The organism is Pseudoxanthomonas sp. JBR18 (assembly GCF_028198165.1).
In the GTDB taxonomy this organism is placed as follows: Bacteria; Pseudomonadota; Gammaproteobacteria; order Xanthomonadales; family Xanthomonadaceae; genus Pseudoxanthomonas_A.
This window is the reverse complement of sequence record NZ_CP116339.1, coordinates 540,534-562,128: the sequence shown is the minus strand read 5'-3', so window position 1 is coordinate 562,128 and position 21,595 is coordinate 540,534. Positions and strand designations below refer to the sequence as shown.

Sequence of the window (21,595 nt, the reverse complement as noted above, 5' to 3'; positions counted from 1 at the left end):
GTCACGGCAAGTTCTGAGGTCCCTCGTGTCCCGCCCCTCGCGCAGCGCTGGGGCCGGGGCGGGCACCGCCCGCGCTTCACTGTCGCTGCACTAGCATCGTGGTCGTCATCAACTTCCAGCCCTTTGGAGGGCACATGAGCAAGGGAACGGATATCACCGCCACGCTGTCCGACGCCGCCGGCAGCGTAAAGGGCAAGACCACCGAACTGGCCACCACCGTGGCCGACTCGGCCAGCGCGACCGCCGACAAGCTCGCCAAGCGCGCGGCCAAGGCCAGCAAGACCGTCAGCCACAAGCTCGCCCTGGCCAAGAAGGCCGTCAACAAGCGCACCGCCAAGGCTTCCAAGGCGGTCAAGAAGACCGTGGCCACCACCAAGGAAAAGCTGACCGTCGCCAGCGCATCGGCCAAGGCCGAGGCCGCCGCCCTCAAGGCCAAGGGCGTGGGCGCCAAGCGCGTACCGGCCAAGAAGGCTCCTGCCAAGGTCGCCAAGGCCCCGGTCAAGAAGGCCGCCGCGACACAGGCCGTGGCCAAGCCGGCGGTCAAGAAGGCCCCGGCCAAGCCTGCGCCGGCCAAAAAGGCCCCGGCCAAGCCGGCCCCCGCCAAGAAGACGGCCAAGAAAACCGTCTGATCCACCCCCAGGGCCTGCCGCGCGCGGCGGGCCCTTCCACGCCGCATCGGGTGCGCCCGGCGCGGCGCGGTGTCCCTCCCGCATTCCACATTCGCAATTCAGGACCGAAGGCCATGGCCGTCAAGATCGACAAGAAAATCAAGGGCTACAGCGTGCTCACCCCGGAAGACAAGGCGCGCGACGCCGCTCCGGCCGTGCCCGCCGCATCCGTCAGCCGCGCCAGCGCCGAGGCCGAACTGCCGGTGGCCGAAGTCATCCAGATGCACGAGCGCATCGAGCGCCCGGACGTGCTGATCGGCAGCACCTACAAGATCAAGTCGCCCATGGTGGAGCACGCCTTCTACGTGACCATCAACGACATCGTGCTCAACGCCGGCACCGAGCACGAGCACCGCCGTCCCTTCGAGATCTTCATCAACTCCAAGTCGATGGAGCACTTCCAGTGGATCGTCGCCCTGACCCGCATCATGTCGGCCGTGTTCCGCAAGGGCGGTGACGTAACCTTCGTGGTGGACGAGATGAAGGCCGTGTTCGACCCGCGCGGTGGCTACTTCAAGGCCGGCGGCGTGTACATGCCCTCCCTGGTGGCCGAGCTGGGCGCGATTGTGGAAGAACACATGAAGTCCATCGGCCTGCTGCACGACCCGGAAATGTCCGAGCACCAGAAGGCCCTGCTAGCCGAAAAGCGCAAGCAGTACGAGGACCGCTCAAAAAAAAACACTGACGTCGTAGCCGCCCCGGCCGCCGCCGCGCCGATCCCCACCAGCACCGCCGACCACGTCGAGGACGTGGAAGTCACCGGCGACGGCGCCAGCTTCCCGCCCAGCGCCAGCATGTGCCACAAGTGCAGCACCAAGGCGATGGTGATCATGGATGGGTGTCAGACGTGTTTGAATTGTGGGTATTCGAAGTGCGGGTGAGTTAATTTTTGCCTGAATAGATAACCGGGGCGGGGTAATGGCAAAGCCAAGGGTTTTTGTAAGCTCAACATATTTTGATCTTAAGTACGTCCGGGCCTCGCTTGATGTTTTTATAAAATCACTTGGTTACGAGCCGATTCTTTCGGAGAAAGGCGACATCGCGTATGCGCATGACCGCGCTTTAGATGAGTCGTGCTACAGAGAGGCTGAGAGTTCAGATCTTTTTGTTTTGATTATCGGCGGTAGATACGGGTCTGAGTCTGGCGCTGATGCTGCAGGGAGTAAGGGTTTCTATGAGCGCTACGAAAGCATTACAAAAACAGAGTATGAGACCGCGGCCAGGCGTGATGTTCCGATATATATTTTCATCGAGTCCGGTGTGTATGCTGAGTATCTGACCTATCAACGCAACAAGGGGCTGGAGTCGATCAACTATGCGCACGTGGACTCGGTCAATATATTTCGCCTGATTGAGGAGATATTGGCGAAGCCGAGGAATAATCAGGTCAAGACTTTTGAAAGATATGACGACATCGAGTCTTGGCTAAGAGATCAGTGGGCTGGCTTATTTCGTGACTTGCTTGCTAGGCAATCGGAATCTCAACAATTAACCGCCCTCACTGAGCAGGTGAATCAGTTGTCTCAAATAAACGAGACGATGAAGAATTACCTTGAGGCGGTGTTGTCGAAGACGGTTGACAATTCTCAAGCTCTGATATCTTCTGAGGAAGGGCGCCTCAAAAGGGCGAGAATTAATGCGCTGATACGCGCTAATAATTGGTTTAAATACTTCAACAAAGAGGCTGATATCGGGCTCTCGAGGTTTATAAATTTAGTTTCTGAGTGTGAAGGGGTTGAGGACTTCTCAAAGAAAATCGCTAAGGAAGGGCTTGAAGTGCGTGTCGTGGATCATATTAGGATGACCCTAGAGCATAGTGCGGAGGCCAAGAGGGATCTCGTGGATGCAATTTCTATTGTGAAGTCTAATGGGTACGTGGATTCAGGCATCAACGTTGATGAAGATTCAAATAATTTCACCTCAACGCTAAATTCGCCTAAGTTTCGAAAGAGGCGAACATCTAATAAAGAGGATTGATTGAAGTGCTGTGGTTGCGCGAGAATGGCAGCCAGAGCCTGAGGTATCCAGAGTAACGGGGGCAAGTTTACTTTGTGGCTCTCTGAGCCGAAGCAAGAGCTTTCGCGAGACGCGCACGAGGTACTTTTGTCTTGGCAAGAGTAGCCAAAACCGCAAGCGCCTGACGCACGCCGATGCTGCGCATCGGTCCCCCGCGCTCCTCGGCTGGTGGGGCACGGCGCCCAAACTCGCTGCGCTCAGACAAGGGCGCCTTTTCGGCCCCGCCATCCTCCGGTGCTCGGCGCGCTTTAAGGTGCTGAAGATCAAGATCCGAGCAACAGCAACAGCAACAGCAACAGCAACAGCAACAGCAACAGCAACAGCAACAGCAACAGCTTGTGCAAGCGAGCTACTATCGCTTCTTCATAGCTGGGATCAAGGATGAAAGATGCCTGCAATATTCGGAGCGCTGCTGTCGCTGATAGGTGGCTTGATCGGTGCCGCAGTCGGTCATTCGCTAGCCGAACGTAAAAGTCGGAACGATGAGTGGGCGCGGATGCGTTTAGATGCTTACAGCGACTTTCTCAGGGCAACCTCGCATCTGGTCGCTGCCCGCCGGATCGGAAGAACGATAGATGAGTTAACTGAGCTTGGGGTCCTAAACGACGCCAAAGCGAGGATCTGTGTGTGTGGCGATGCCGAGGTGTTGGAGGCCTTGGAGCGCTTTTGGCTTCAGGGCGGCACGTTAGAGAAGGAACAGGAGGTCCTTGCTTATGCAAACCTCTGTCGAGCCATGCGCTCTAGCCTGCGGAAGGATCGCATCCCGTTCGAAACCCGGCTTTCGGATATTCTGTTTAAGGTGGAACCGTCGAGTTATTCATTTCGCGCTTCGAGAAGAAACGAGTAGCGCCATCCGTGTGTAAGGACGTGAAACATCGGCGGCAAGCGCGCGTAGACATGGTGGACGCGTTTGGCGCTCATTGCTGGAGACAAGCACCATGCCTTGGAGTATTGAGAGCCGAGGCCAGAGTATGTCGACTCCCCGTAAATCAGTGCCAGGCTAAATTAGAGGTTGCCGGGTCGTTCTGAAGTCGGAATTCGACGGGGGTGAGCCCGTCGAGGCTGTCGTGGGGAATCTCGTTGTTGTAGTCGGCCAGCCACCGTTCGGCGTGCTCGCGTACCTCGATGAGATTTCGGAAGACGTGCATGTCCAGCACGCCGCGGCGGAAGCTGCCGTTGAAGCGTTCGATGAAGCCGTTCTGCATCGGCCGGCCGGGCTCGATGAAGTCCAGGACGATGCCTTTGCGCTCGGCCCATTCTGAAGCGTCCTCGTTTCTTCGAGTCACTCAGAAGCAGAGGTAGTTGTTGATTGTGCCATTGCGAATCGCATGGGCGGCAACCCGCCGAGCGACCGATGTGGTCGCTGGTGGTTGTATCGATGGCGCCAGTCCTCGGCCATGCGACGCACTTCATCGAGCGTGGTGAACACGAAGCGGTCCAGCACTTCGGTGCGGAAGGTGCGGTTGAAGCGTTCGATGTAGGCGTTCTGGGTGGGCTTGCCGGGCTGGATGTGGATCAGGGTGACGCCGTGCTGCTGTGCCCACTGCCTGAGCGCGGCGCTGATAAACTCCGGGCCGTTGTCTAGGCGCAGTCGCCTTGGGGCACCACGCAGCTCGACCAACTCGTCCAGTGCGCGGATGACCCGTGTCGAGGGCAGGCTGGTGTCGATTTCGATCTTCATCGATTCGCGATTGAAGTCATCGTTGATGTTGAAAGTGCGAAAGCGACGCCCAGACCACAGTGCATCGGACATGAAGTCCGCCGACCAGGTGTGATTGGCCGCTTGCGCAATCTCCAGCGGCGAGCGGATGCGATCAGGAAGGCGGCGCTTGCCGCGACGTGGAAGGTTGAGCTTCAGCGCGGTGTAGACCCGCCAGGCGCGGGTCTTGCCCCAGCCCCGCGGCCGCAATGCCCCATCCATCAGTAGGCCAAAACCGTGTCCGGGGTTGTCCTTCAGATGTTCCTCGATTGCGGCGATGAGCGGGCCATCGTCGCGTTGGCGCGGACGGTAATGCCGTGCAGATCGGGATAGCTGCAGCACCCGATCAGCTCGACGGGCACTGAGGCCGTGAGCGGATTGCATGGCCAGACTCAATTCCAATCGGCGAGCCTGGCTCAACCTTTTCGCGACAGCACGTCCTTGAGCGCGTGGTGATCCAGTGCCAGCTCGGCATACATGCGCTTCATCCGGGCCAACTCGGCTTCCACGTCCTTCACGTGCCGCAACTGCGACACCTCCATGCCTGCGTATTTGGACTTCCAGACGTAATAGGTCGGCTCGCTGATCCCGTGCTTGCGGCAGGTCTCGCCGACCTTGGCGCCGGCCTCGACTTCTTTGAGGATCCGGACCATCTGTTCTTCGGTGAATTTTGACTTCTTCATGCAGAGCTCCTTGAGGTGGAACTCTACTTCCAAGTGGATCGAATTAACGGGGACGCTTCAATTCGGCCAGCGCCAGGGCGACGAACTCCGGGCCGTTGTCTAGGCGAAGCTTCACCGGATAACCGCGCCAGGCAGCGATGCGTTCGAGGGTTCGGATCACACGCGTGGCAGGCAGATTGAGATCCACTTCGACCGCCAGTGCTTCCCGGCTGAAATCATCGATCACGTTGAACGTGCGAAAGTGCCGCCCGTCCCACAGGGCATCGGACATGAAGTCGATCGACCAGCTGCCGTTGATTTGATCGCCGGCCACCAAGGGCATCGGATGCCGATTCGGTACGCGCTTCTTGCCGCGTCGGCGGCGGTTGAGTTGCATCAGGCAATACACGCGCCACACCCTCTTGTGGTTCCAAACCAGACCGCGTCGGGGAATCAGCTGGAATAGCTTGTCGAAGCCGCGCTCAGGAAACCGCTCGGCCAATTCGGCTAGCAGCGCGATCACTTCCTCATCGCGATCCGGACGGCTGCGGTAACGTGCCGTCGACCGCGACAAGCCCATCGCCGAACAAGCCCGACGCTCGCTCCAGCCGTAGCGATTCATCAACCACGCCAGCAGCGGGCGCTTGTGCGCCGGGTCTACAACTTTTTTGCAATGAGATCCTTAAGTGCGTGGTTCTCCATCGCCAGCTCGGCATACATCCGCTTGAGCTTGGCATGCTCCGCCTCGACGTCGCGCAGTCGCTGTACGTCCGACGCTTCCATGCCGCCTTACTTGGACTTCCACACGTAGTACGTGGCGTCCGATATACCCAACTCGCGGCACACATCCTTGACCTGCCGACCGCCTTCGACTTGTTTCAGCGTCGCGACGATCTGACTCTCGGTGAACTTGCTCTTGCGCATCTTCGGTCTCCTTGGGGCTAGTTTGCCCGGAGACCTCCAGCTATGTCCGGACCAAGATTACGGGGAGTCGACAAAAGCCGAATTTTCCGGTCCTGCTTGGGCCTAGTACGGGGAGGAGGTCACAGCCATCGAAAGTTCTACGTTTGAAATATCTACTTGACGGAGGAGCTTACGCGGGGACTTGATCAGCGTTGCCTTAGAGAGCAAGGCATGCTATGAAGGCCCCACAGGGATAGCGGTGACTGTGAGGAAAATGTCTTGAGGAATTTCCAATACAGTCGGGAATAGGACTTCGAATGGATCTCGGCACTATCACCGTAATTTGTCCGCTTTGCTGTAGTCCGGCAATGGCTACTCAGGGCGCCCCATCTGGCTTCTATGTCAGTTGCCCTATATGTCTAAAGATCTTCTATGACTCACAGCAGGCAAGCGACCTGGTGCGGAGCATGGAAGTTGCAGACCGGCTAAAGCTATCAGTCCGCGCCCGCGACGTATCGCCATACGGCCATCTTGTCATCTCACTGTCTTCCGATCGCGCAAGCACTCTTGTCTCAACGGAAAAGCGAACGGCCGAGAAGGTTAAGACCGCCATATCGAGTTTAGACCTAGCCCCAGTCGCCAAGTCGATTTATGAACTTGCAGGAGCTCAAATTCGTGACCTTCGGCTCATTGAGGGTAAGGGCGATATTGAGAAGAAATGGCTCTCCTTATCAGAGGCCGCATTATCCGTGATCGGAGATGCGTCGCAAATACTCGCTTTTATTAATTCAATAAAATCACTAGAGGAGGTGGCCCCGGTCAGTCCAGACAACGACCCAGCATTATTTAAAAAGATGGCGACAATTACTACGGCACTAAACATGCTTTCGAAGTCGCTTGAGCTTTGTGCAATTTATGACCGCCGCTACATTAAAATAGATGCAAGGCTTGGCATTGAAGTTCACGGCGAGACAAAAGAAGGATCGAGCTCTACGTTTTCAATAATACCTTTTTAACTGGAATGCCATGGAGGCGCGTATGGACACTATATCCACCTTAAGAATTCTGACAATTGCCATTGCCCTTGGTTGCGCCGGAACAGCTCATAGCGAGGTAAGAATCCCTGGGTCATATGCATCAACGGGGGTGATCTGGTTTGCAAGCGGCTCAGGCCAAACTGGCCGCATACTTCATGCCGACGCATACACTAATTTAATGTTCTGTCCTTCCTCAAGTCACCTCGTGGGCATCGACGGAATAATGTTCAGAATCGGAGGTAATCGTGATCCGATAGCTGGATCAAAACTGAACACCTCCCCAGCCGACGCCGGAGTTAGTTTTTCCCTAAACTTGATCACCGGCGGAGCCAAGAAAATCGAAAACAAAACAACTGTTGAAGCTCGGCATTGGCTTGAGTGCGGAACCCAGTTACCAGGATCTGCCACATACGACCATGTCTGGCCTGGCAAGACTAAAACGTTGGTTGTCGATGATACGGGTTCCATGCAAAATGAGATTGACGCAATAAAGATTGCGATTGAATCAAGCCTAACCGAGGAGTCCACTCTCAACTACGATCGCGAATTCGCTTACAGTCTTTTGACTTTTAAAGACAATGTCACCACCCGCTCGCCAATATCAACTGACGTCTCTCCGCTGCTTGCCGCGCTAAACGCAATCACTCCGTCGGGCGGTGGTGAATGTCCCGAATCTTCCGGCGAAGCACTCCTGACGGCGCTTGATCAGCTTGAAGCAGACGAGGATCGCGCTGGGTCAATTCTGCTAGTTACTGACGCGTCGCCGACGAATGATCTCCGGAGCCAAATCAAGCAAAAAGCCAACGCTCTTAATATTCCCATAACCGTCTTATTAACAGGCGATTGCGCCGCAACGTCGACGTCAATAGGGGTTATGTCAATAAACGGCGCCTCAGATCCTAATTTAGTTCAAAATGCTGTATCCGCCCAAGATTTCTTTTCCGATATCGCGGAGTCCACTGGAGGCGTATATAAATACTCCCCAAACGGCACGGTGGATGACTACGTCGCGTTCATAGGAGATCGCTTTGAAGCTGATAGTATTGACTCCCAAGATCTACCGGTGGGCATAACCACGATTAAAGGCGCCGCTGGATCATCTAATCTTTACGAGATTGCAGTGCCAGAAAACGTAAATCAGCTGCGGATAAGGGAGTGGGCATCAGGAGGACAGGTAGCGATCTACCTTAGCAGAGAGCAAATACCAACAGCTCTTGGCTCGGATTGGGCCGCTTCGGCAAACGGGACTACTAGCCCCAAGTCGATCGGCGTAAGTCATCCGGTTGCCGGCACCTATTATCTCAAGGTTCAGGGAATAACGGATTATGCCAACAAGGCGCTCCAAGTAGATTTTGGTCCGTAACGCTTTTCGTCACGGCGCCCACACTTCGGGCGCTGTGACTTAGCATTGAAATTATTGATATTGCAGACATTCTCTAAGCGATCTTTGAGAACCCTCGACGCTTCGAGACGTACGCGAAAGTGCAGCCGCGATGTTATAACTGAGCCACATGTAGCGGATTATGTAGATTGGCTTTCGCCCCGGACACCGATTGTCAGCCGCTCGTCAGCCTGGCGTTCCAAGATGGGACTAACGGGGTCAGGTTTACTTCCTGGCTCCGAACCCGAAGCAAGAGCTTTCGCACGCGGTGCGCGCGAACTACTTTTGTCTTGGCAAAAGTAGCCAAAACCGCAAGCGCCTGACGCGCGCCGATGCTGCCCATCGGTCCCCTCCGCTCCTCAGCTGGCGGGGCACGGCGCCCAAACTCGCTGCGCTCAGACAAGGGCGCCTCTCCGGCCCCGCCATCCTCCGGTGCTCGGCGCGCTTTAAGGCGCTGAAGATCAAGATACGAGCAACAGCAACAGCAACAGCAACAGCAACAGCAACAGCAAAGTCAGGTCTAATCCATGGCTGGCGATTGGCTAGGTGGGCATCAAGAACATGCGCAGATGGGTCGTCTTGAGGTGTGCAATCATGCTGGTGTCAGCGGCTGGCGCGCTGTTCACGCCCCTTCGCCCGCAGGCGTCGCCCCCAATCGAATGGGGCGCGTTGCTGGTGATATTCCTATTCTGCACCGTGGGCATGGCGGCGATATTCATGGTTCATCTTGTTGCTCTAGATTCTGCAAAGAAATGGGCGCGCCCCTCATGGCGACTCAATCCTTTCGATTTTCGCCAGCCGCTTCAATTTTTCCAACTGGGTGCCTACGTATGCTCGGCCTCGGGCTTGGTGGTTTTGGCTCGTCTCGCCGTCTTGCAGGTCCCGTTCTATGTCGAGGCGCTCGTGCCTTTCGCTATAGCTTTCGGGGGTGCTTCTCGCTATCCAACTCGTCACATCGCTATTTCGTTCGACGATTCTGCACAGTGCCTAGCAGCTAAGGAGGGAGGGGGTATTAAGTTCGTACTCGGTCGAGCTCTAATGGCAAGCGAAACGGTGGTCGGTGTGCGCTTTTATGGTTGGCTCATTAGCAATTGAGGTTGGGATTATTTCCTGTAACCTATAAAGCGTGCAATATCAAAGCGAGGGTGTCCATGGTGCGAATATTCGTCCCGCCAGAAAATATATATAACGCCGTAGATGCAGTGGTAGCCGACGGCTACGCGGCTGTCGAAGGTACAAAGTCTATTGCAGTCCCTTACTGCGGAAGGATCATTGACGCACTGGAGCCATACGAAGACGTCACGGCCGTCATGTCCTACCAGAACGTGCCAAACAGTGGGTATCTGTATCTTGTCGTGGACACCCAGAGGTACTCGCCAAGGGGGCACCAGTTGCTCGATCTGATCGAAAAGCTTGATCGCAATGATCAGGGATCGAGCTGAAGGAGATGGGGGTGATTGATTTCGTCAATGTCGCTTTTACAGGCAAGAGCTTTCGCACGCGATGCGTGAGTAACGGGGTCGGGTTGAATTCTGGGCTTTCTGAACGAAGCAAGGGCTTTCGCGCGCTGCCGAAACAGGGGTCAGAGTGCGCTTTCCAACTCTGTGTCGGTACCGAAAAAAGGACCAAAGTGCACCTTCTTTCGTTGGGAAATACTGAAGATCAAAGGTTTCGCACGCGATGCGCGCGAGCTACTTTTGTCTTGGCAAAAGTGGCCAATATCGCAAGCGCCTGACGCGCGCCGATGCTGCGCTTTGGTGCCCTGTGCTCCGCGGCTGGCAAGGCATTTATCCCTTCTTCGGGACGGCGCCCAAACCCGCTACGCTCAGACAATGGCGCTTCTTCGGCCCTGCCATCCTCCGGTGCTCGACGCGCTCAAAGGCGCGCAGGACAGGGGCTTGGAACGTGACTCCCAGGCCATCGGGGATGGGGGATTTGATGTGACCGCGTGTTACAGGGAAAGCTAAACTGGCCACAGGAGCGTGGCGCCTATCGGTGGAAGGGAAATGCGTCAGTGCGTAATCGCCGTGTTCGTTGCGGCGATGATGTTGCTGCCGGGTTGCGCAGCGCATCGCTGTGGGGAAGAAAGTTAGTGGTCAGGATCGCCGGCGTGCCGCGCTGAAAAGTTTGGGGCAATTTTTGTTTGCAATTCAGTCTTAGTTGCGATTCAAGGGGCAAAGAGGAATTTTATGGGTTGGAAGTCCATGGCAGCGGTGTTGGCTACATATTCGATCGCGTTGATCGTCGCCGGACACGGTGTGGCGCCAATGCCGGTTATTCTGTATTTCGGCTTGGGGGCGATGTTTGGTAAGGGAGACGCGGACAAGGTCTTCATTGTGTCTTCTGTTGTGGGCCTCGCAAGCCTTGTCTTATTGGTCTTGGCTCCTGTTGTGTCGAGGGTATGGGGTCGCAATTCGGCCGCTATCAGAGTGCTCGTGGTGATTGGTCTATATGGGTCATGGGCGATTCCAGCTGGAGTTGCGGCATACGAAGAATCAGGCGGGGATGTCCATAAGATTCTGCCGAATTTTTCGGCTGAGCTGATGGTTTCTGCGCCGTTCCAGATCACCGTTGCTGTGGTCTTGTACTTCGCGTGGAGGCGTCTCCGGGCTGGCGTGATCAGGCCCTGAGGTGTTCCCGCATTTTCAATTCATCATCCTCTGGTTGACTAACGGTGTCAGGTTGACTTCTTGGCTTTGTGAGCCGAAGTAAGAGCTTCCGCAGGCGGTGCGCGCGAGCTACTTTTGTCTTGGCAAAAGTAGCCACTGCACGGCAGGAGCCGTGCAGAACGGCGCAGCCGACCCGAAGGGCGAGGCACATGGATGTGCCGAGTCAAACCGCAAACGCCTGACGCGCGCCGATGCTGTGCATCGGTTCCCTGTGCTCCGCGGCTGGCGGGGCATTTATCCCTCTTCGGGACGGCGCCCAAACCCGCTACGCTCAGACAAGGGCGCTTCTTCTGCCCTGCCATCCTCCGGTGCTCGGCGCTTTAGGGCGCTGAGGATCAAGATCTGAGCAACAGCAACAGCAACAGCAACAGCAACAGCAACAGCAACAGCAACAGCAACAGCAACAGCAACAGCAACAGCAACGATGATGCGGAAGGCGGGCTTAAGGGAGTAGACGATGCCGTTTTCGATCGCGTCACATGAGGAAGTTGTCCTGGCCTTCTGCTTGGTTGCACTGGCATGGCTGGGGACCTGCTCGCATTTTGCTTATCTCTCCCGCCGCGATCTCTCCGTGTACGTACGCTATGGGGTGGCTCTGTTCGGGGCGATCCTGCTCGTGGTGGTTGCGTGGCTTTCGCCTCGCCAACTCTTCATGGTCGCGACGAGCGCCACGCTGGCGCTCTGGATCGTGCGGGCCGTGCGTTTGCCCGCTGCAGCGAATCTACTCTGGCGACTTGCCGCCATCCTGATCGGTACGCTTTGGTGCCTGCCGATTTGGGTGGCGTGGGTGCTGGTGTCGATGCCGAGGTAGCACGGCACGAAGGCGGCTAGATTGGACGCCATTCGACGGCGGGACACACGAACACGCCGCAAGCAGGATGTGTCTGGCCGTTGGTCGGTCGCGTCGCGCATGCATGCCGTGAGTGGTTGACACCGGCATTCAGGGCTAGCAATCTTCATTGCAAGGAGCCTAGAAACTCCGCAGAGAGCGGTACCCACCTCCGTCAAACAGGTGGGTTTTTTGTGCCTGCATGCCTTGCAGGTGCAACCGACGCGATGCCTGCGTCGGGAGGGCGGCTAATACAACACCCGCAAGGGGAATACGCCCGCCGGCTCTCTGCGGTTTCTAGCCTCCCGACTTCCCGTCCGCCGTTCATGGCGGGCGGTCACTTCATGGTGAAAGGAGAAGCGGCGATGACGGAACAGACGTTTGATGATCAGGACACCGGCTACTTCCTGCCGGAGGACAGTCAGCTGTTGCTGACGCAGGTCAGGAATCACATCCACTTTCTGGCGCGACTGGCGCAGCCGCGCATTGCGGACGAGGCGAAGGAGTGGGCGCCGGTGGTGGGCATGGCGGAGTTGATGTTCTGCCTGGATCAGCTGGCCGAGCAGTTGGACCTGGTGTTGCAGGAGGTGACGTGGCCGGCGCACCAGGGTGCGTCGGACACGAAGCCCGAGGCAGTCGACACCGCGCAGCAGGCGCCGGCCGAAGCGCGCCTGGACGATCCGGCGCCGCACGACGATGCGCCGGACGCGGAGGAATTGGAAGAGGAAGAGGAAGAGGAAGAGCCGGAAGTCCACCAAGCCGGGCAGTCCGGGCTCGAGACGGGCCGCTACGTCTTCGGTGTGACCACCGAGCAGATCGATGAACTCAATCTGCTGGTCGACCGCATCATGGCCTATGGCGATGCGGTGTCCGCCGACGACATGGCGGACTTCGCGCCCGGCACCCTGGCGACGCTGGGGCACACGATCTTCGACCGCGCCAACGAGCTGGACGAACTGGTCACGGCCATCAACGCACAGATGCTGACCCCACGCCCCGGCACCGGCTTCTCGGTGGAAGAGCCGCGACCTGCCTATTGCGTGCCGGCGACATCCGAGGCGGATCACGGACCACGTGCGGCGCCGGCGCTGTCTTCGTCGTTGCAGGCTTACGCGCCAAGCCGAGGCGGGCTGCGCTTGCATTGAGGAGTCCCGTAGCGATGGCGACGACACCGCTCGCGTATGGACTGTGTTTGCCACGGAGCTGAAGCGGCGTGCGGGATGGGCTCGGGAGCGCGCGCGAGGCGGCGCCGCTCTACGCAGTGTCCGGAGGTCTCTACGCGCCTCGTCGTCTGACGCGTCGCTGGCGTGTGCGTGAGGAGACAGCGTCGTGCAGGGAACGGTTCGACACAGCCGTGGCCGAGTTGCGGCCACGGCTTCTCATCTACATGCACCAACGTCTGCGCGACCCACACACCGCCGCGGATCTCACCCAGGAAACGCTGCTGCGCATGCTGCACTACCGCGACGCGCCCGGCATCCAGAGCTATCCATTGCTGATGTACCGCATCGCCCACAACCTTTTGCTGGAGCATTGGCGCAGGCGCCATCGAAGCTATGCGGCAGACCATGTATCGCTGGACCTGGTCGCGCCGCTGCTGGCTGATGGTTCATCGGTGGCCGACGTCGTGGATGCGCGTCGCTTCCTGGCGCGCTTGTCCAGTCATACGCTCGCCATGCTGCCACCCAAATGCCGCCAGGCCTTCGAACTCCACCGCTTCGAAGGTCTGAGCTATCCGGAAGTGGCAGCCGCCATGGGCATCTCGGTGAAGATGGTGGAGAAACACGTGAGCCGTGCGCTGGCCGCCTGCCGCAGGGCGGTGGAGTGAGTTTTGACGTGTCTCCGGCGCCGTCCCTGTGTTGTCCTTTGCCGTCCGTAGCTGCAACGGATAGCGGGGTCAGGTTTACTTCCTTGGCCAAAGTGTGGGAGTAAAAGCTTTCGCATGCGATGCGTGCGAGCCACTTTTGTCTCGGAGAAGCAGCCAGGACCGCAGACACCATTCCGAGGGAGGACTCGCCAGCACCGGTCCAGTCGGTGCTCCCGCTTCAGGTGTCCGGTCACCGGTTCCACTGCCAGATTCCCGCCGGTCTGCGGCTCTAACGCCGCCGCAAACCGGTCCCGCTCAACGCGTGGGTCGGGTCTTTGGCCGAGCACTTGCGCAACTTGGAGTGATACTCTAGTGTCACTCCATGCGCACCGAACTCGTCACAACGCTCAAGCGACAGGCCACCGAACTCCTCGCTGACATCGAGCGGGACAAGGAGCCCATCCTCATCACCCAGCATGGACTTCCAAGCGCATATCTCCTGGACGTTGAGACTTATCAGCTCATGCAACAGCGGATGGCGATCCTTGAAGGCATCGCGCGTGGAGAGCAGGCCCTCGCTGAGGGGCGTGCGACGACACACGCTCAAGCCAGGAAACGCCTTGCCAGATGGCTGAAATAGTCTGGTCCGAGCCGGCATTGTCGGATTTGGACGCCATTGCCGACTACATCGCACTGGAAAGCCCGGTCGCCGCCTCGGAACTGGTCAAACGCATTTTCGGTCATGTCGAGCAGCTTGCAGACCATCCCGAAAGTGGCAGTCGGCCGCCAGAACTTGGGAAGTCGCGTTATCGCCAGATAGTGGAGCCGCCATGCCGGGTCTTCTATCGTTATGACGGCCACAAGGTCTTTGTCCTGCATGTCATGCGTTCCGAGCGCCTGCTCCGCAAGGGGCCGCTTGCTGCTCGCTCAAAGCAGGTAGGGATCTGACGATCCGTTCAAGCAGCCGGATGTCCACGAACGAAATCATCAGGTCGCCCCATTGCGCTGACGCGACGTGACGAGGGGTTCTTTTGTCTCGCCCGTGTCTGGCTCGCAGCAGTGTAGGGGACGCAGTGGACTTGCCTGTCTTCAGCCGCTCAATACGCCGGTTTCATGGGCTCGTGGGAGCACGTTCGCGCTGTTGGAGACGCTAAGATCTGAACTCGTACACAGTTGGATGCACGAATGATCGATCGTCGTACCTTTCTTGCCACAGGGGCTGTGGCCGTCGCCGCAGGTTTCAGTGCATCGGCCGCGCAGGTCGTGGCCGCGCCGCGCCCCAAGGGGCCTTCGCCGTGGGGTGCCGTGCCGAGCGCGCGACAGCTGCGATGGCATCGGCGGGAGCAATACGCCTTCGTGCATTTTGCGATGAACACCTTCACCGACAAGGAGTGGGGCTACGGCGCCGAGGACCCGCGCAAGTTCGATCCCAGCGATTTCTCCGCGGATCAAATTGTCGCCGCTGCCAAGGCCGGCAATCTGAAAGGGATCATTTTTACGGCCAAGCACCACGATGGGTTCTGTCTTTGGCCCACGCGCCTGACCGAGCATTGCATCCGCAATTCGCCCTACAAGAACGGCAAGGGCGACATCGTCGGCGAAATGGCCGCGGCGTGTCGTCGCGCGGGCCTGGCCTTCGGCATCTACCTGTCCCCTTGGGATCGCAACCACGCCGAGTACGGTCGCCCGGGATATCTCGACTATTTCCGCAAGCAGATCGTCGAGCTGTGCACCGGCTACGGCGACCTGTTCGAGTTCTGGTTCGACGGCGCCAATGGCGGCGATGGCTACTACGGCGGCGCGCGCGAAACGCGCAAGATCGATGCGCCCGCCTACTACAACTGGCCGCGGATGATCGCGCTGGTCCACCAGCACCAGCCGATGGCCTGCACCTTCGACCCGCTCGGCGCCGATATCCGTTGGGTGGGCAACGAGGACGGCATCGCGGGCGATCCATGCTGGCCGACCATGCCCAATGCCCCTTACACCCAGGAAAACGGCAATGCCGGCGTGCGTGGGGCGGCCCTGTGGTGGCCGGCCGAAACCAACACCTCGATCCGCCCGGGCTGGTTCTACCATGCCGATGAAGACGGCAAGGTGCGCAGCCCGGAGAATCTGGTGCGCTATTTCGACACCTCAGTCGCGCGCGGCACCAACATGAACCTCAATCTGCCACCCGACCGACGCGGCCGCATCGCCGACCACGACGTGGCGGTGCTGCAGAGTTTTGGCGATGCGATCCGTGCCAGCTTCGCCCTCGATCTGGCCAAGGGCGCCAAGGCCAGCGCCAGTGCGTCGCGCGGTCCTGGATTCGATCCGGCGCGCGTGCTCGATGGCCAGCGAGACAGCTACTGGTCGACGCCGGACGATGTCACCACGCCGACGCTGACGCTGGAACTGTCGGCGGCGCGCAGCTTCGACCTGATCCGGCTGCGGGAATACCTGCCGCTGGGCGTGCGCGTCACCCGCTTCGCGGTTGAAGCCGAGGTCGATGGGCAATGGCAGCGCTTGGCCGAAGCCGAATGCATCGGTGCGCAGCGGATCGTGCGGCTCGACCGCCCGCTCACCGCGCGCCGTGTGCGGCTGGTCGTGCTCGCGGCGCCGGTCTGCCCGGCGATCAGCGAATTCGCGCTGTTCCGCGCGGTTGCGCCGGTCGCGGTCGCGCGGCCGACGGAGAACGCGCCCGACGTGTTGTCCGCCGCGGGTTGGCGCATTGTCCAGGCCAGCGCACCGGGCGCGGAGAAGCTGCTTGACGATGACGCCAGCACGATCTGGATCGTGCCCGCGCCCACGCCAGGCCATCCCGCGCAGGTGACCATCGACCTGGGCGCGCTGCGTCAGGTCGCCGGCTTCAGTCTCACGCCCTCGCGCGCGGTGCTGAACGGCGCGGCGCCACCGAAGGGCTATCGCGCCGAAAGCAGCGAGGATGGCCAGCACTGGCAACCGGCCGGTGCCGGCGAACTGTCCAACATCGCCTATGCGCTCTCGACCCAGCGTCTGAATTTCCCCGAGGTCCGCCAGATCCGCTACCTGCGGCTGTCGTTCGCCGAAACGGCGGTGCCCGCCGAGCGGCTGGCGATCGCCGGGATTGGTGCGTTCTCGCGCTTGCGTTGATGGCGTGGGGAACAGGCTGCAGGTTGGGTTGGGGCCAGAAGCAAGCAGTGCCTGCGAGCCACGGTTACCTTGGCAAAAAAGTAGCCACTGCGCGGGATGCGCCGTGTAGAACGGCGAGGCACAGGGAGGTGCCACGTCACGCCGCTGGCGCCGGTCCACAAGATGGGATTGAAGAACACGCGCCGGTGCCGCGCATCGGTGACCGAGGCCGCTCAGCGGATTGGGGAGCGCGGAGGCGCTGTCGCCGCGCGCTCCAGCCCTGGCAGGTAAACGACATGTTTGAGCACGCTTGGCAGCGAAGCCAAGGGATGGTGTGCGGTTTCAATGAAGGGCCGCGCCCCCGTCACTGCGCGCTGGCACTGCTTGGCGAGTGAGCCCGGCCCCGCGCTTGCCGCCCTATACTCGCAGGCTCGCAGACCACGTACTGAAGGGTGGATCATGACCGATCGCACGCGCCGTGACCTCATCGTTGCCGCGACCGCCTTGGCTGCCAGCGTGACCGCCACAGGCTCCCGCGCGGCCATGCCCGCCGACAAGGCGGCGTTCCCGCCGATCGTGCACCACGTGTTCTTCTGGCTGAAGCATCCGGATTCCAAGGAGGATCTCGCCAAGCTGCTCACCGGTTTGCGAACGTTGGCCGGTATCGACAGCGTGCGAGGCATCCACATCGGCGTGCCGGCGCAGACCGAGCAACGCGGCGTCGTCGATGCCAGCTACAGCGCCTCGGAACTCCTGTTCTTCGATGATGTCGCCGGACAGAACGCCTATCAGGTCCACCCCATCCACAAGCAGTTCGTCGCCGACTGCGAGCACCTGTGGCAACGCGTCGTCGTGTATGACGTCAAGGCCGCCGCGCCGTAGCCTGTTTGCGCCTGGTCAGGCCTGCTGCATCGCCTGTGGCATAGATCCAGCAGGGAGTCCCGCCCACATGGAGATTGCGCAATCCGGGTCCAAAAGCCTGGGCAGCTTTACTTCCTGATCCTCAAGGCCGAAGCAAGATCTTTCGCACGCGCTGTGTGCGAGCTACTTTTGTCTGGGCAAAGGCCAAAGCCACAAGCGCCGTCCCAAGGAAGAGAAGGGCAACGCTAATTTCCTTCAGAGCAAAAATCACTCTGAATGGAGAAACGTAGAGCGGAGCTTGCTCCGCTGGGCTTTACCAACAGGCTGATCGAAGTGCAGCGGAGCAAGCTCCGCTCTACAAGGAACTCCGCTCTACGAGGAACATCCTCTTATCGGCAGTCAGGTCCTTGAGCTATTTGAAAGAAGCTCTGCTCGCCTACCGGAGTCAACCAACCTCCAGCGTGGACCGGATGCCGTCCGCCGCACCGGTGTTGGCCGATCCGCAGATGGCCTACAGATTGGGGGGCGTGCTACGTCTGCATTGAACCAATGCAGCGTGGCCAAGGTTGAGCTTTCATACGCACAAAAGAATCCGACTGGACTCGTTGTGCCTTCTGCGGTCTGCGCCTGCACCGAGAGACTCGCGAAGGCGGCCACGGCAAAGCAGGCGCGGAGATGACGACAGCGAGGCATGATGGTTTCCACAGAAGCGCCGGTCATTTCACTTCTAGCTTATTTCTTTTATCCGGCGGCATAGCGAGTTGTCAGCTCCGGTGCACGATGGCGCATGTGCCAGCAGACTGGGGCCGCGCCTAGCGGCGATGCCGCATTCGCATGGGCTGACGCGGTTGGTTGCAGAAACAAGCGACGGTCACGGCCATCGCTTGTTAGCTGCGCAGGACGCTGAAGGTAGTCTCCAGGATGCGCGGTCTATCGCGCCCTGTCCCTGACCCGCGCTTCAGTTACGCGCCGAAAGCGCCATCAATGGTGTGCATCGCACCGGTGACGAAGCTGGCATCGGGGCCGGCCAGCCAGGCCACCATGGACGCGACTTCCTCCGGTCGGCCGTGGCGCTTGATGGCCATGAAGCTGTGCATCAGGTCCTTCATCGGACCGTCGGCAGGATTGGCATCGGTGTCGATCGGACCTGGCTGCACGACGTTGACGGTGATCCCGCGTGGTCCGAAATCGCGGGCCAGGCCGCGCGCCAGTCCCTGCAACGCCGATTTGCTCAATGCGTAGGACGCCATGCCGGGGAGGGGCATGCGGTCGCCGTTGACCGAGCCGATGATGATGATGCGCCCGCCCTGCGGCATCTGCCGCGCCGCTTCCACTGCGGCGTGATAGGGCGCATGGACGTTGATCCGGAACAGGCGATCGATGGCATCGGGATCCTGCTCCAGCGCGTCGCCGAAGATCGCGATGCCGGCGTTGACCACCAGGATGTCCAGGGGGCCGCTGTCGCGCACGCGGGCGATCACCGCATCCCGGTCCGCGCTGTCGGTCTGTACCGTCGTGGTTTGGGTCTGCGCCGCCAGCTGCTCGGCGGCCTGCGGGGAGCCGGAATAAGTGAAGGTGACCTTGGCCCCATCGGCCGCAAAGCGCTTGACGATGGCCGCGCCGATGCCGCGGCTGCCACCCAGGACGAGGACGGACTTGTCTTGAAAAGTGGGCATTTCAGTTCCTGGTTGATTAATATAGGAGTCATTACATAAGTGGCCCTGGCGCTTGTCAAGGAATTTATAACGATGACTACAAAAACGGCGCGCCAGCGCGGGCGGCCGCGCCAGTTCGATCCGGACGAGGCGGTGGCCAAGGCGCAGGTGCTGTTCCATGCGCGCGGATACGACGCGGTAACGGTGGCGGACGTCACCAATGTCTTGGGCATCACCCCGCCCAGCTTCTACGCAGCGTTTGGGAGCAAGGCCGGTCTTTACGCGCGGGTCCTGGACCGGTGGGCGCACACCGGGGCGATCCCGCTTGCCGATCTGTTGCGGCCCGACCTGGACGTGGCGCAGGCGCTGACCGATGTTCTCCAAGACGCCGCGCGGCGCTATGCGGCGCAGGTGACGGGAAGGGGCTGCCTCGTGCTGGAAGGGACGCGCTGTCAGGACCGCGACGCGCGCGAGGCCGCGTGTGGATTCAGCCGAGCCGCCGAGGGCGTGATCCATGACTACGTCGCTGCGCGCCACCCGGAGATGGCCCGCCAGGTCACCGACTTCATGGTCGTGACGATGTCCGGTCTGTCGGCCGCCGCGCGCAGTGGGCATGACGTGGAGCAACTGCTGGCTTCGGCCCGGCTGGCCGGTTCCGCACTGGCCCTGGCCATGCCTGGCAAGGCGGGGGGCGAATAGTGGGGCAAGGGTGCGCGTGCACTTGCCCGGGGCTCAGAGGTGCCAAGGTGACAGTGCCCGCTTCTGTGCAGACTTCCTGCATGGCTTTGCGCTGCTTCCAGTGCGCGGCGGCCGGACTCTCGATGGGCGAGTGGACCTTGCTACGGGATCTGTGCAAGGAGACATCGTGGAGGCCTCGAGTAACGGAGCCACGTTAAACTTGATCCTTGTCTCCCCATTCTTGCGGCCCCTGCTTAATCAGCTCGCCTCATTCGCGTGTTGGATTTTGACCGCCGACATACAGTCTCTCGATTTCTCCTTGAACTCGGAAATGATCGCGACACCATCGATCACTGTTCGGTACTGATATGTCTCTTCCGAGCTGTGGCCATGTGGAAACGACATCAGCGTCGCGTCGGAATAGCGACCAACGAACTGCTTCCTAGACAGACAGACGCCTGAGACGTTCATGGCCAGAAGTCTCGGCTCTTCATTTTTCGAATCAACGTAAAGGGTAGAGGAGGATGCACTTAAAGCATTTGTGAGGGGGAAAGCAGCTAGTTCAATCGTTGAATTTTTCGTGTTGAATGCTTTTGTTTCGCCAGTCGAAGACGTGGAGATCAGCGCCTCAAGCTTCAACGTGTCACCGGAACTTGAAAAATATCGCGCCACTTTCTCGACTGCGGACATAGCAGCGTTAAATTCAGCATTGCTCGCCTTCCTTGGTTGCACGACACTGGCGGCTAAACAAAATCCAACATGGCCGAAGAGCGCCGCAGAAAATACAAAATTAATATGTCGGGAGGTTGTCATAGATGTCTCCGTAATAAACGCCATAATTCTGGCCTGTGATAAAGGTGATGGTTGCGTCGCATGCCCGTGCAGCGCGGTTACGGCCGCCAGCTGCGGTTGGGCGCGGCGATTCCGTCGCCACTCCGGTCACCCTTTCCTCACCTAACGCGAGGAGAGCTCGCTGCGATCGGTCTCGATAGGCGTGTCTTTCTCCGCTCAGCGTATGCCAGCGCGATGGGCCACGGCACGCGCAAGTTCGGCGCAAATTGACAGCATGCTGTCGTAATGACAATATGATGCGCATGGACGATCAGTCGAATCCCGTGCGTGAACTTTCGCTGGTGATCTTTGCCGCCAATGGCAGGCTGATCAGCGCTGGTAATGAACTGGTCGCGCATCTGGGCCTCACCAGCGCCTGGTGGCAGGTGCTCGCCGCGTTGCGATATTCACCGGTGCCGCTACCCACGGCATCCCTCGCTCGCAACATGGGGCTGACCCGCCAAGCGGTCCAGCGTATCGTCGGCCTGCTTGCCGAGCGCGCGATGGTGGAGTTCCAGGACAACCCGCACCATCGGCGCGCAAAGCTCATTGTCCTGACTCCATCGGGCATCAAGGCCTTGGCAGCGGCCGAAGAGGCCGTCGCCCAGATCGATCAGGCCATTACCGAGCGCATCGGAAGCGAGCGCCTCCAGGAAGCCAAAGCGACCCTTGCGCAGATGAGCGACATGATCACTGCGTGGATGGAGCGCGGGTCCCATCCGACCGCTCACGGCCCTGACAACGACAAGGACGCGCAACCATGATCCTGATCTCCGGAGCGACCGGCGGCATCGGTGGCGAGATCT

21 protein-coding genes and 2 pseudogenes are annotated in these 21,595 nt (G+C 59.6%); 18 read left to right on the top strand and 5 right to left on the bottom strand.

Features of this window, described 5'->3' with window-relative positions:
• Positions 1-134 precede the first annotated feature (134 nt).
• The 4 genes from PJ250_RS02740 to PJ250_RS02725 all read left to right on the top strand — a co-directional run bounded on the left by PJ250_RS02740 (position 135) and on the right by PJ250_RS02725 (position 3,531).
• On the top strand, positions 135-629 hold the full coding sequence (locus PJ250_RS02740; RefSeq protein WP_271647030.1) for a hypothetical protein: 495 nt from the start codon (positions 135-137) through the stop codon (positions 627-629).
• A 113-nt stretch (positions 630-742) separates the two neighbouring features.
• Positions 743-1,549, top strand: a complete 807-nt coding sequence (locus PJ250_RS02735) for a TSCPD domain-containing protein (RefSeq protein WP_271647029.1) — start codon at positions 743-745, stop codon at positions 1,547-1,549.
• A 37-nt stretch (positions 1,550-1,586) separates the two neighbouring features.
• A complete protein-coding gene (locus PJ250_RS02730; protein ID WP_271647028.1) occupies positions 1,587-2,645 on the top strand; it encodes a DUF4062 domain-containing protein in 1,059 nt (352 codons plus the stop codon).
• Between the two features lie 427 nt (positions 2,646-3,072).
• Positions 3,073-3,531: a hypothetical protein gene (locus tag PJ250_RS02725; protein ID WP_271647027.1), complete on the top strand. Its 459-nt coding sequence runs from the start codon at positions 3,073-3,075 to the stop codon at positions 3,529-3,531.
• 142 nt (positions 3,532-3,673) lie between these two features.
• On the opposite strand, the pseudogene PJ250_RS02720 reads toward PJ250_RS02725, so the two are convergent.
• From PJ250_RS02720 to PJ250_RS02710, 3 genes and pseudogenes are all read right to left on the bottom strand, one after another.
• Positions 3,674-3,946, bottom strand: a pseudogene (locus PJ250_RS02720) (transposase); the annotation flags it as partial.
• 20 nt (positions 3,947-3,966) lie between these two features.
• Positions 3,967-5,066 (bottom strand): IS3 family transposase gene (locus tag PJ250_RS02715; protein ID WP_271647026.1). Its coding sequence is split into 2 segments (ribosomal slippage): positions 3,967-4,805 and positions 4,805-5,066, totalling 1,101 coding nucleotides; the frame shifts between segments, so codons are not numbered across the junction.
• Positions 5,067-5,127: 61 nt separating this feature from the next.
• Positions 5,128-5,969, bottom strand: a pseudogene (locus PJ250_RS02710) (IS3 family transposase); the annotation flags it as partial.
• A gap of 446 nt (positions 5,970-6,415) precedes the next feature.
• On the opposite strand from PJ250_RS02710, the gene PJ250_RS02705 reads away from it, so the two are divergent.
• From PJ250_RS02705 to PJ250_RS02650, 12 genes are all read left to right on the top strand, one after another.
• Positions 6,416-6,964, top strand: a complete 549-nt coding sequence (locus tag PJ250_RS02705) for a hypothetical protein (RefSeq protein WP_271647025.1) — start codon at positions 6,416-6,418, stop codon at positions 6,962-6,964.
• Positions 6,965-7,190: 226 nt separating this feature from the next.
• Positions 7,191-8,348 carry a vWA domain-containing protein gene (locus tag PJ250_RS02700; protein WP_271647024.1) on the top strand — a complete coding sequence of 386 codons (1,158 nt, stop codon included), beginning with the start codon at positions 7,191-7,193 and terminating at the stop codon, positions 8,346-8,348.
• Between the two features lie 564 nt (positions 8,349-8,912).
• Entirely contained in the window at positions 8,913-9,461 is a 549-nt protein-coding gene (locus PJ250_RS02695) for a hypothetical protein (protein WP_271647023.1), read from the top strand.
• Positions 9,462-9,517: 56 nt separating this feature from the next.
• Positions 9,518-9,808, top strand: coding sequence for a hypothetical protein (locus PJ250_RS02690; RefSeq protein ID WP_271647022.1), 291 nt, complete (start codon positions 9,518-9,520; stop codon positions 9,806-9,808).
• Positions 9,809-10,570: 762 nt separating this feature from the next.
• The gene (locus PJ250_RS02685; protein WP_271647021.1) at positions 10,571-10,996 is read left to right on the top strand and encodes a hypothetical protein; all 426 of its coding nucleotides are present in this window, start codon (positions 10,571-10,573) and stop codon (positions 10,994-10,996) included.
• 496 nt (positions 10,997-11,492) lie between these two features.
• Positions 11,493-11,846 (top strand): hypothetical protein, encoded by a 354-nt coding sequence (locus PJ250_RS02680; protein ID WP_271647020.1) that lies wholly within the window; start codon positions 11,493-11,495, stop codon positions 11,844-11,846.
• Between the two features lie 362 nt (positions 11,847-12,208).
• Positions 12,209-13,009 (top strand): XAC0095 family protein, encoded by an 801-nt coding sequence (locus tag PJ250_RS02675; protein ID WP_271647019.1) that lies wholly within the window; start codon positions 12,209-12,211, stop codon positions 13,007-13,009.
• 68 nt (positions 13,010-13,077) lie between these two features.
• Positions 13,078-13,692: an RNA polymerase sigma factor gene (locus PJ250_RS02670; RefSeq protein WP_333909498.1), complete on the top strand. Its 615-nt coding sequence runs from the start codon at positions 13,078-13,080 to the stop codon at positions 13,690-13,692.
• A gap of 361 nt (positions 13,693-14,053) precedes the next feature.
• Complete coding sequence (locus PJ250_RS02665; RefSeq protein WP_271647018.1) at positions 14,054-14,311, top strand: type II toxin-antitoxin system Phd/YefM family antitoxin; 258 nt, start codon at positions 14,054-14,056, stop codon at positions 14,309-14,311.
• A complete protein-coding gene (locus tag PJ250_RS02660) occupies positions 14,299-14,619 on the top strand; it encodes a type II toxin-antitoxin system RelE/ParE family toxin (RefSeq protein ID WP_271647017.1) in 321 nt (106 codons plus the stop codon). The genes PJ250_RS02665 and PJ250_RS02660 overlap by 13 nt, the downstream gene beginning before the upstream one ends.
• Positions 14,620-14,856: 237 nt before the next feature.
• Positions 14,857-16,785, top strand: a complete 1,929-nt coding sequence (locus PJ250_RS02655) for an alpha-L-fucosidase (RefSeq protein WP_271647016.1) — start codon at positions 14,857-14,859, stop codon at positions 16,783-16,785.
• 438 nt (positions 16,786-17,223) lie between these two features.
• Positions 17,224-17,646, top strand: a complete 423-nt coding sequence (locus tag PJ250_RS02650; RefSeq protein WP_271647015.1) for a Dabb family protein — start codon at positions 17,224-17,226, stop codon at positions 17,644-17,646.
• A gap of 941 nt (positions 17,647-18,587) precedes the next feature.
• Here the strand turns inward: PJ250_RS02650 and bdcA are convergent.
• Positions 18,588-19,301 (bottom strand): SDR family oxidoreductase, encoded by a 714-nt coding sequence (gene bdcA, locus PJ250_RS02645; protein WP_271647014.1) that lies wholly within the window; start codon positions 19,299-19,301, stop codon positions 18,588-18,590.
• 72 nt (positions 19,302-19,373) lie between these two features.
• Between bdcA and PJ250_RS02640 the strand changes: the two genes are divergently transcribed.
• A complete protein-coding gene (locus PJ250_RS02640; protein ID WP_271648497.1) occupies positions 19,374-19,979 on the top strand; it encodes a TetR/AcrR family transcriptional regulator in 606 nt (201 codons plus the stop codon).
• Between the two features lie 237 nt (positions 19,980-20,216).
• Here PJ250_RS02640 and PJ250_RS02635 read toward each other — a convergent pair whose 3' ends face one another.
• Complete coding sequence (locus tag PJ250_RS02635) at positions 20,217-20,771, bottom strand: hypothetical protein (RefSeq protein ID WP_271647013.1); 555 nt, start codon at positions 20,769-20,771, stop codon at positions 20,217-20,219.
• A gap of 275 nt (positions 20,772-21,046) precedes the next feature.
• Between PJ250_RS02635 and PJ250_RS02630 the strand changes: the two genes are divergently transcribed.
• Positions 21,047-21,553: a MarR family winged helix-turn-helix transcriptional regulator gene (locus PJ250_RS02630; protein WP_271647012.1), complete on the top strand. Its 507-nt coding sequence runs from the start codon at positions 21,047-21,049 to the stop codon at positions 21,551-21,553.
• Positions 21,554-21,595 lie beyond the last annotated feature (42 nt).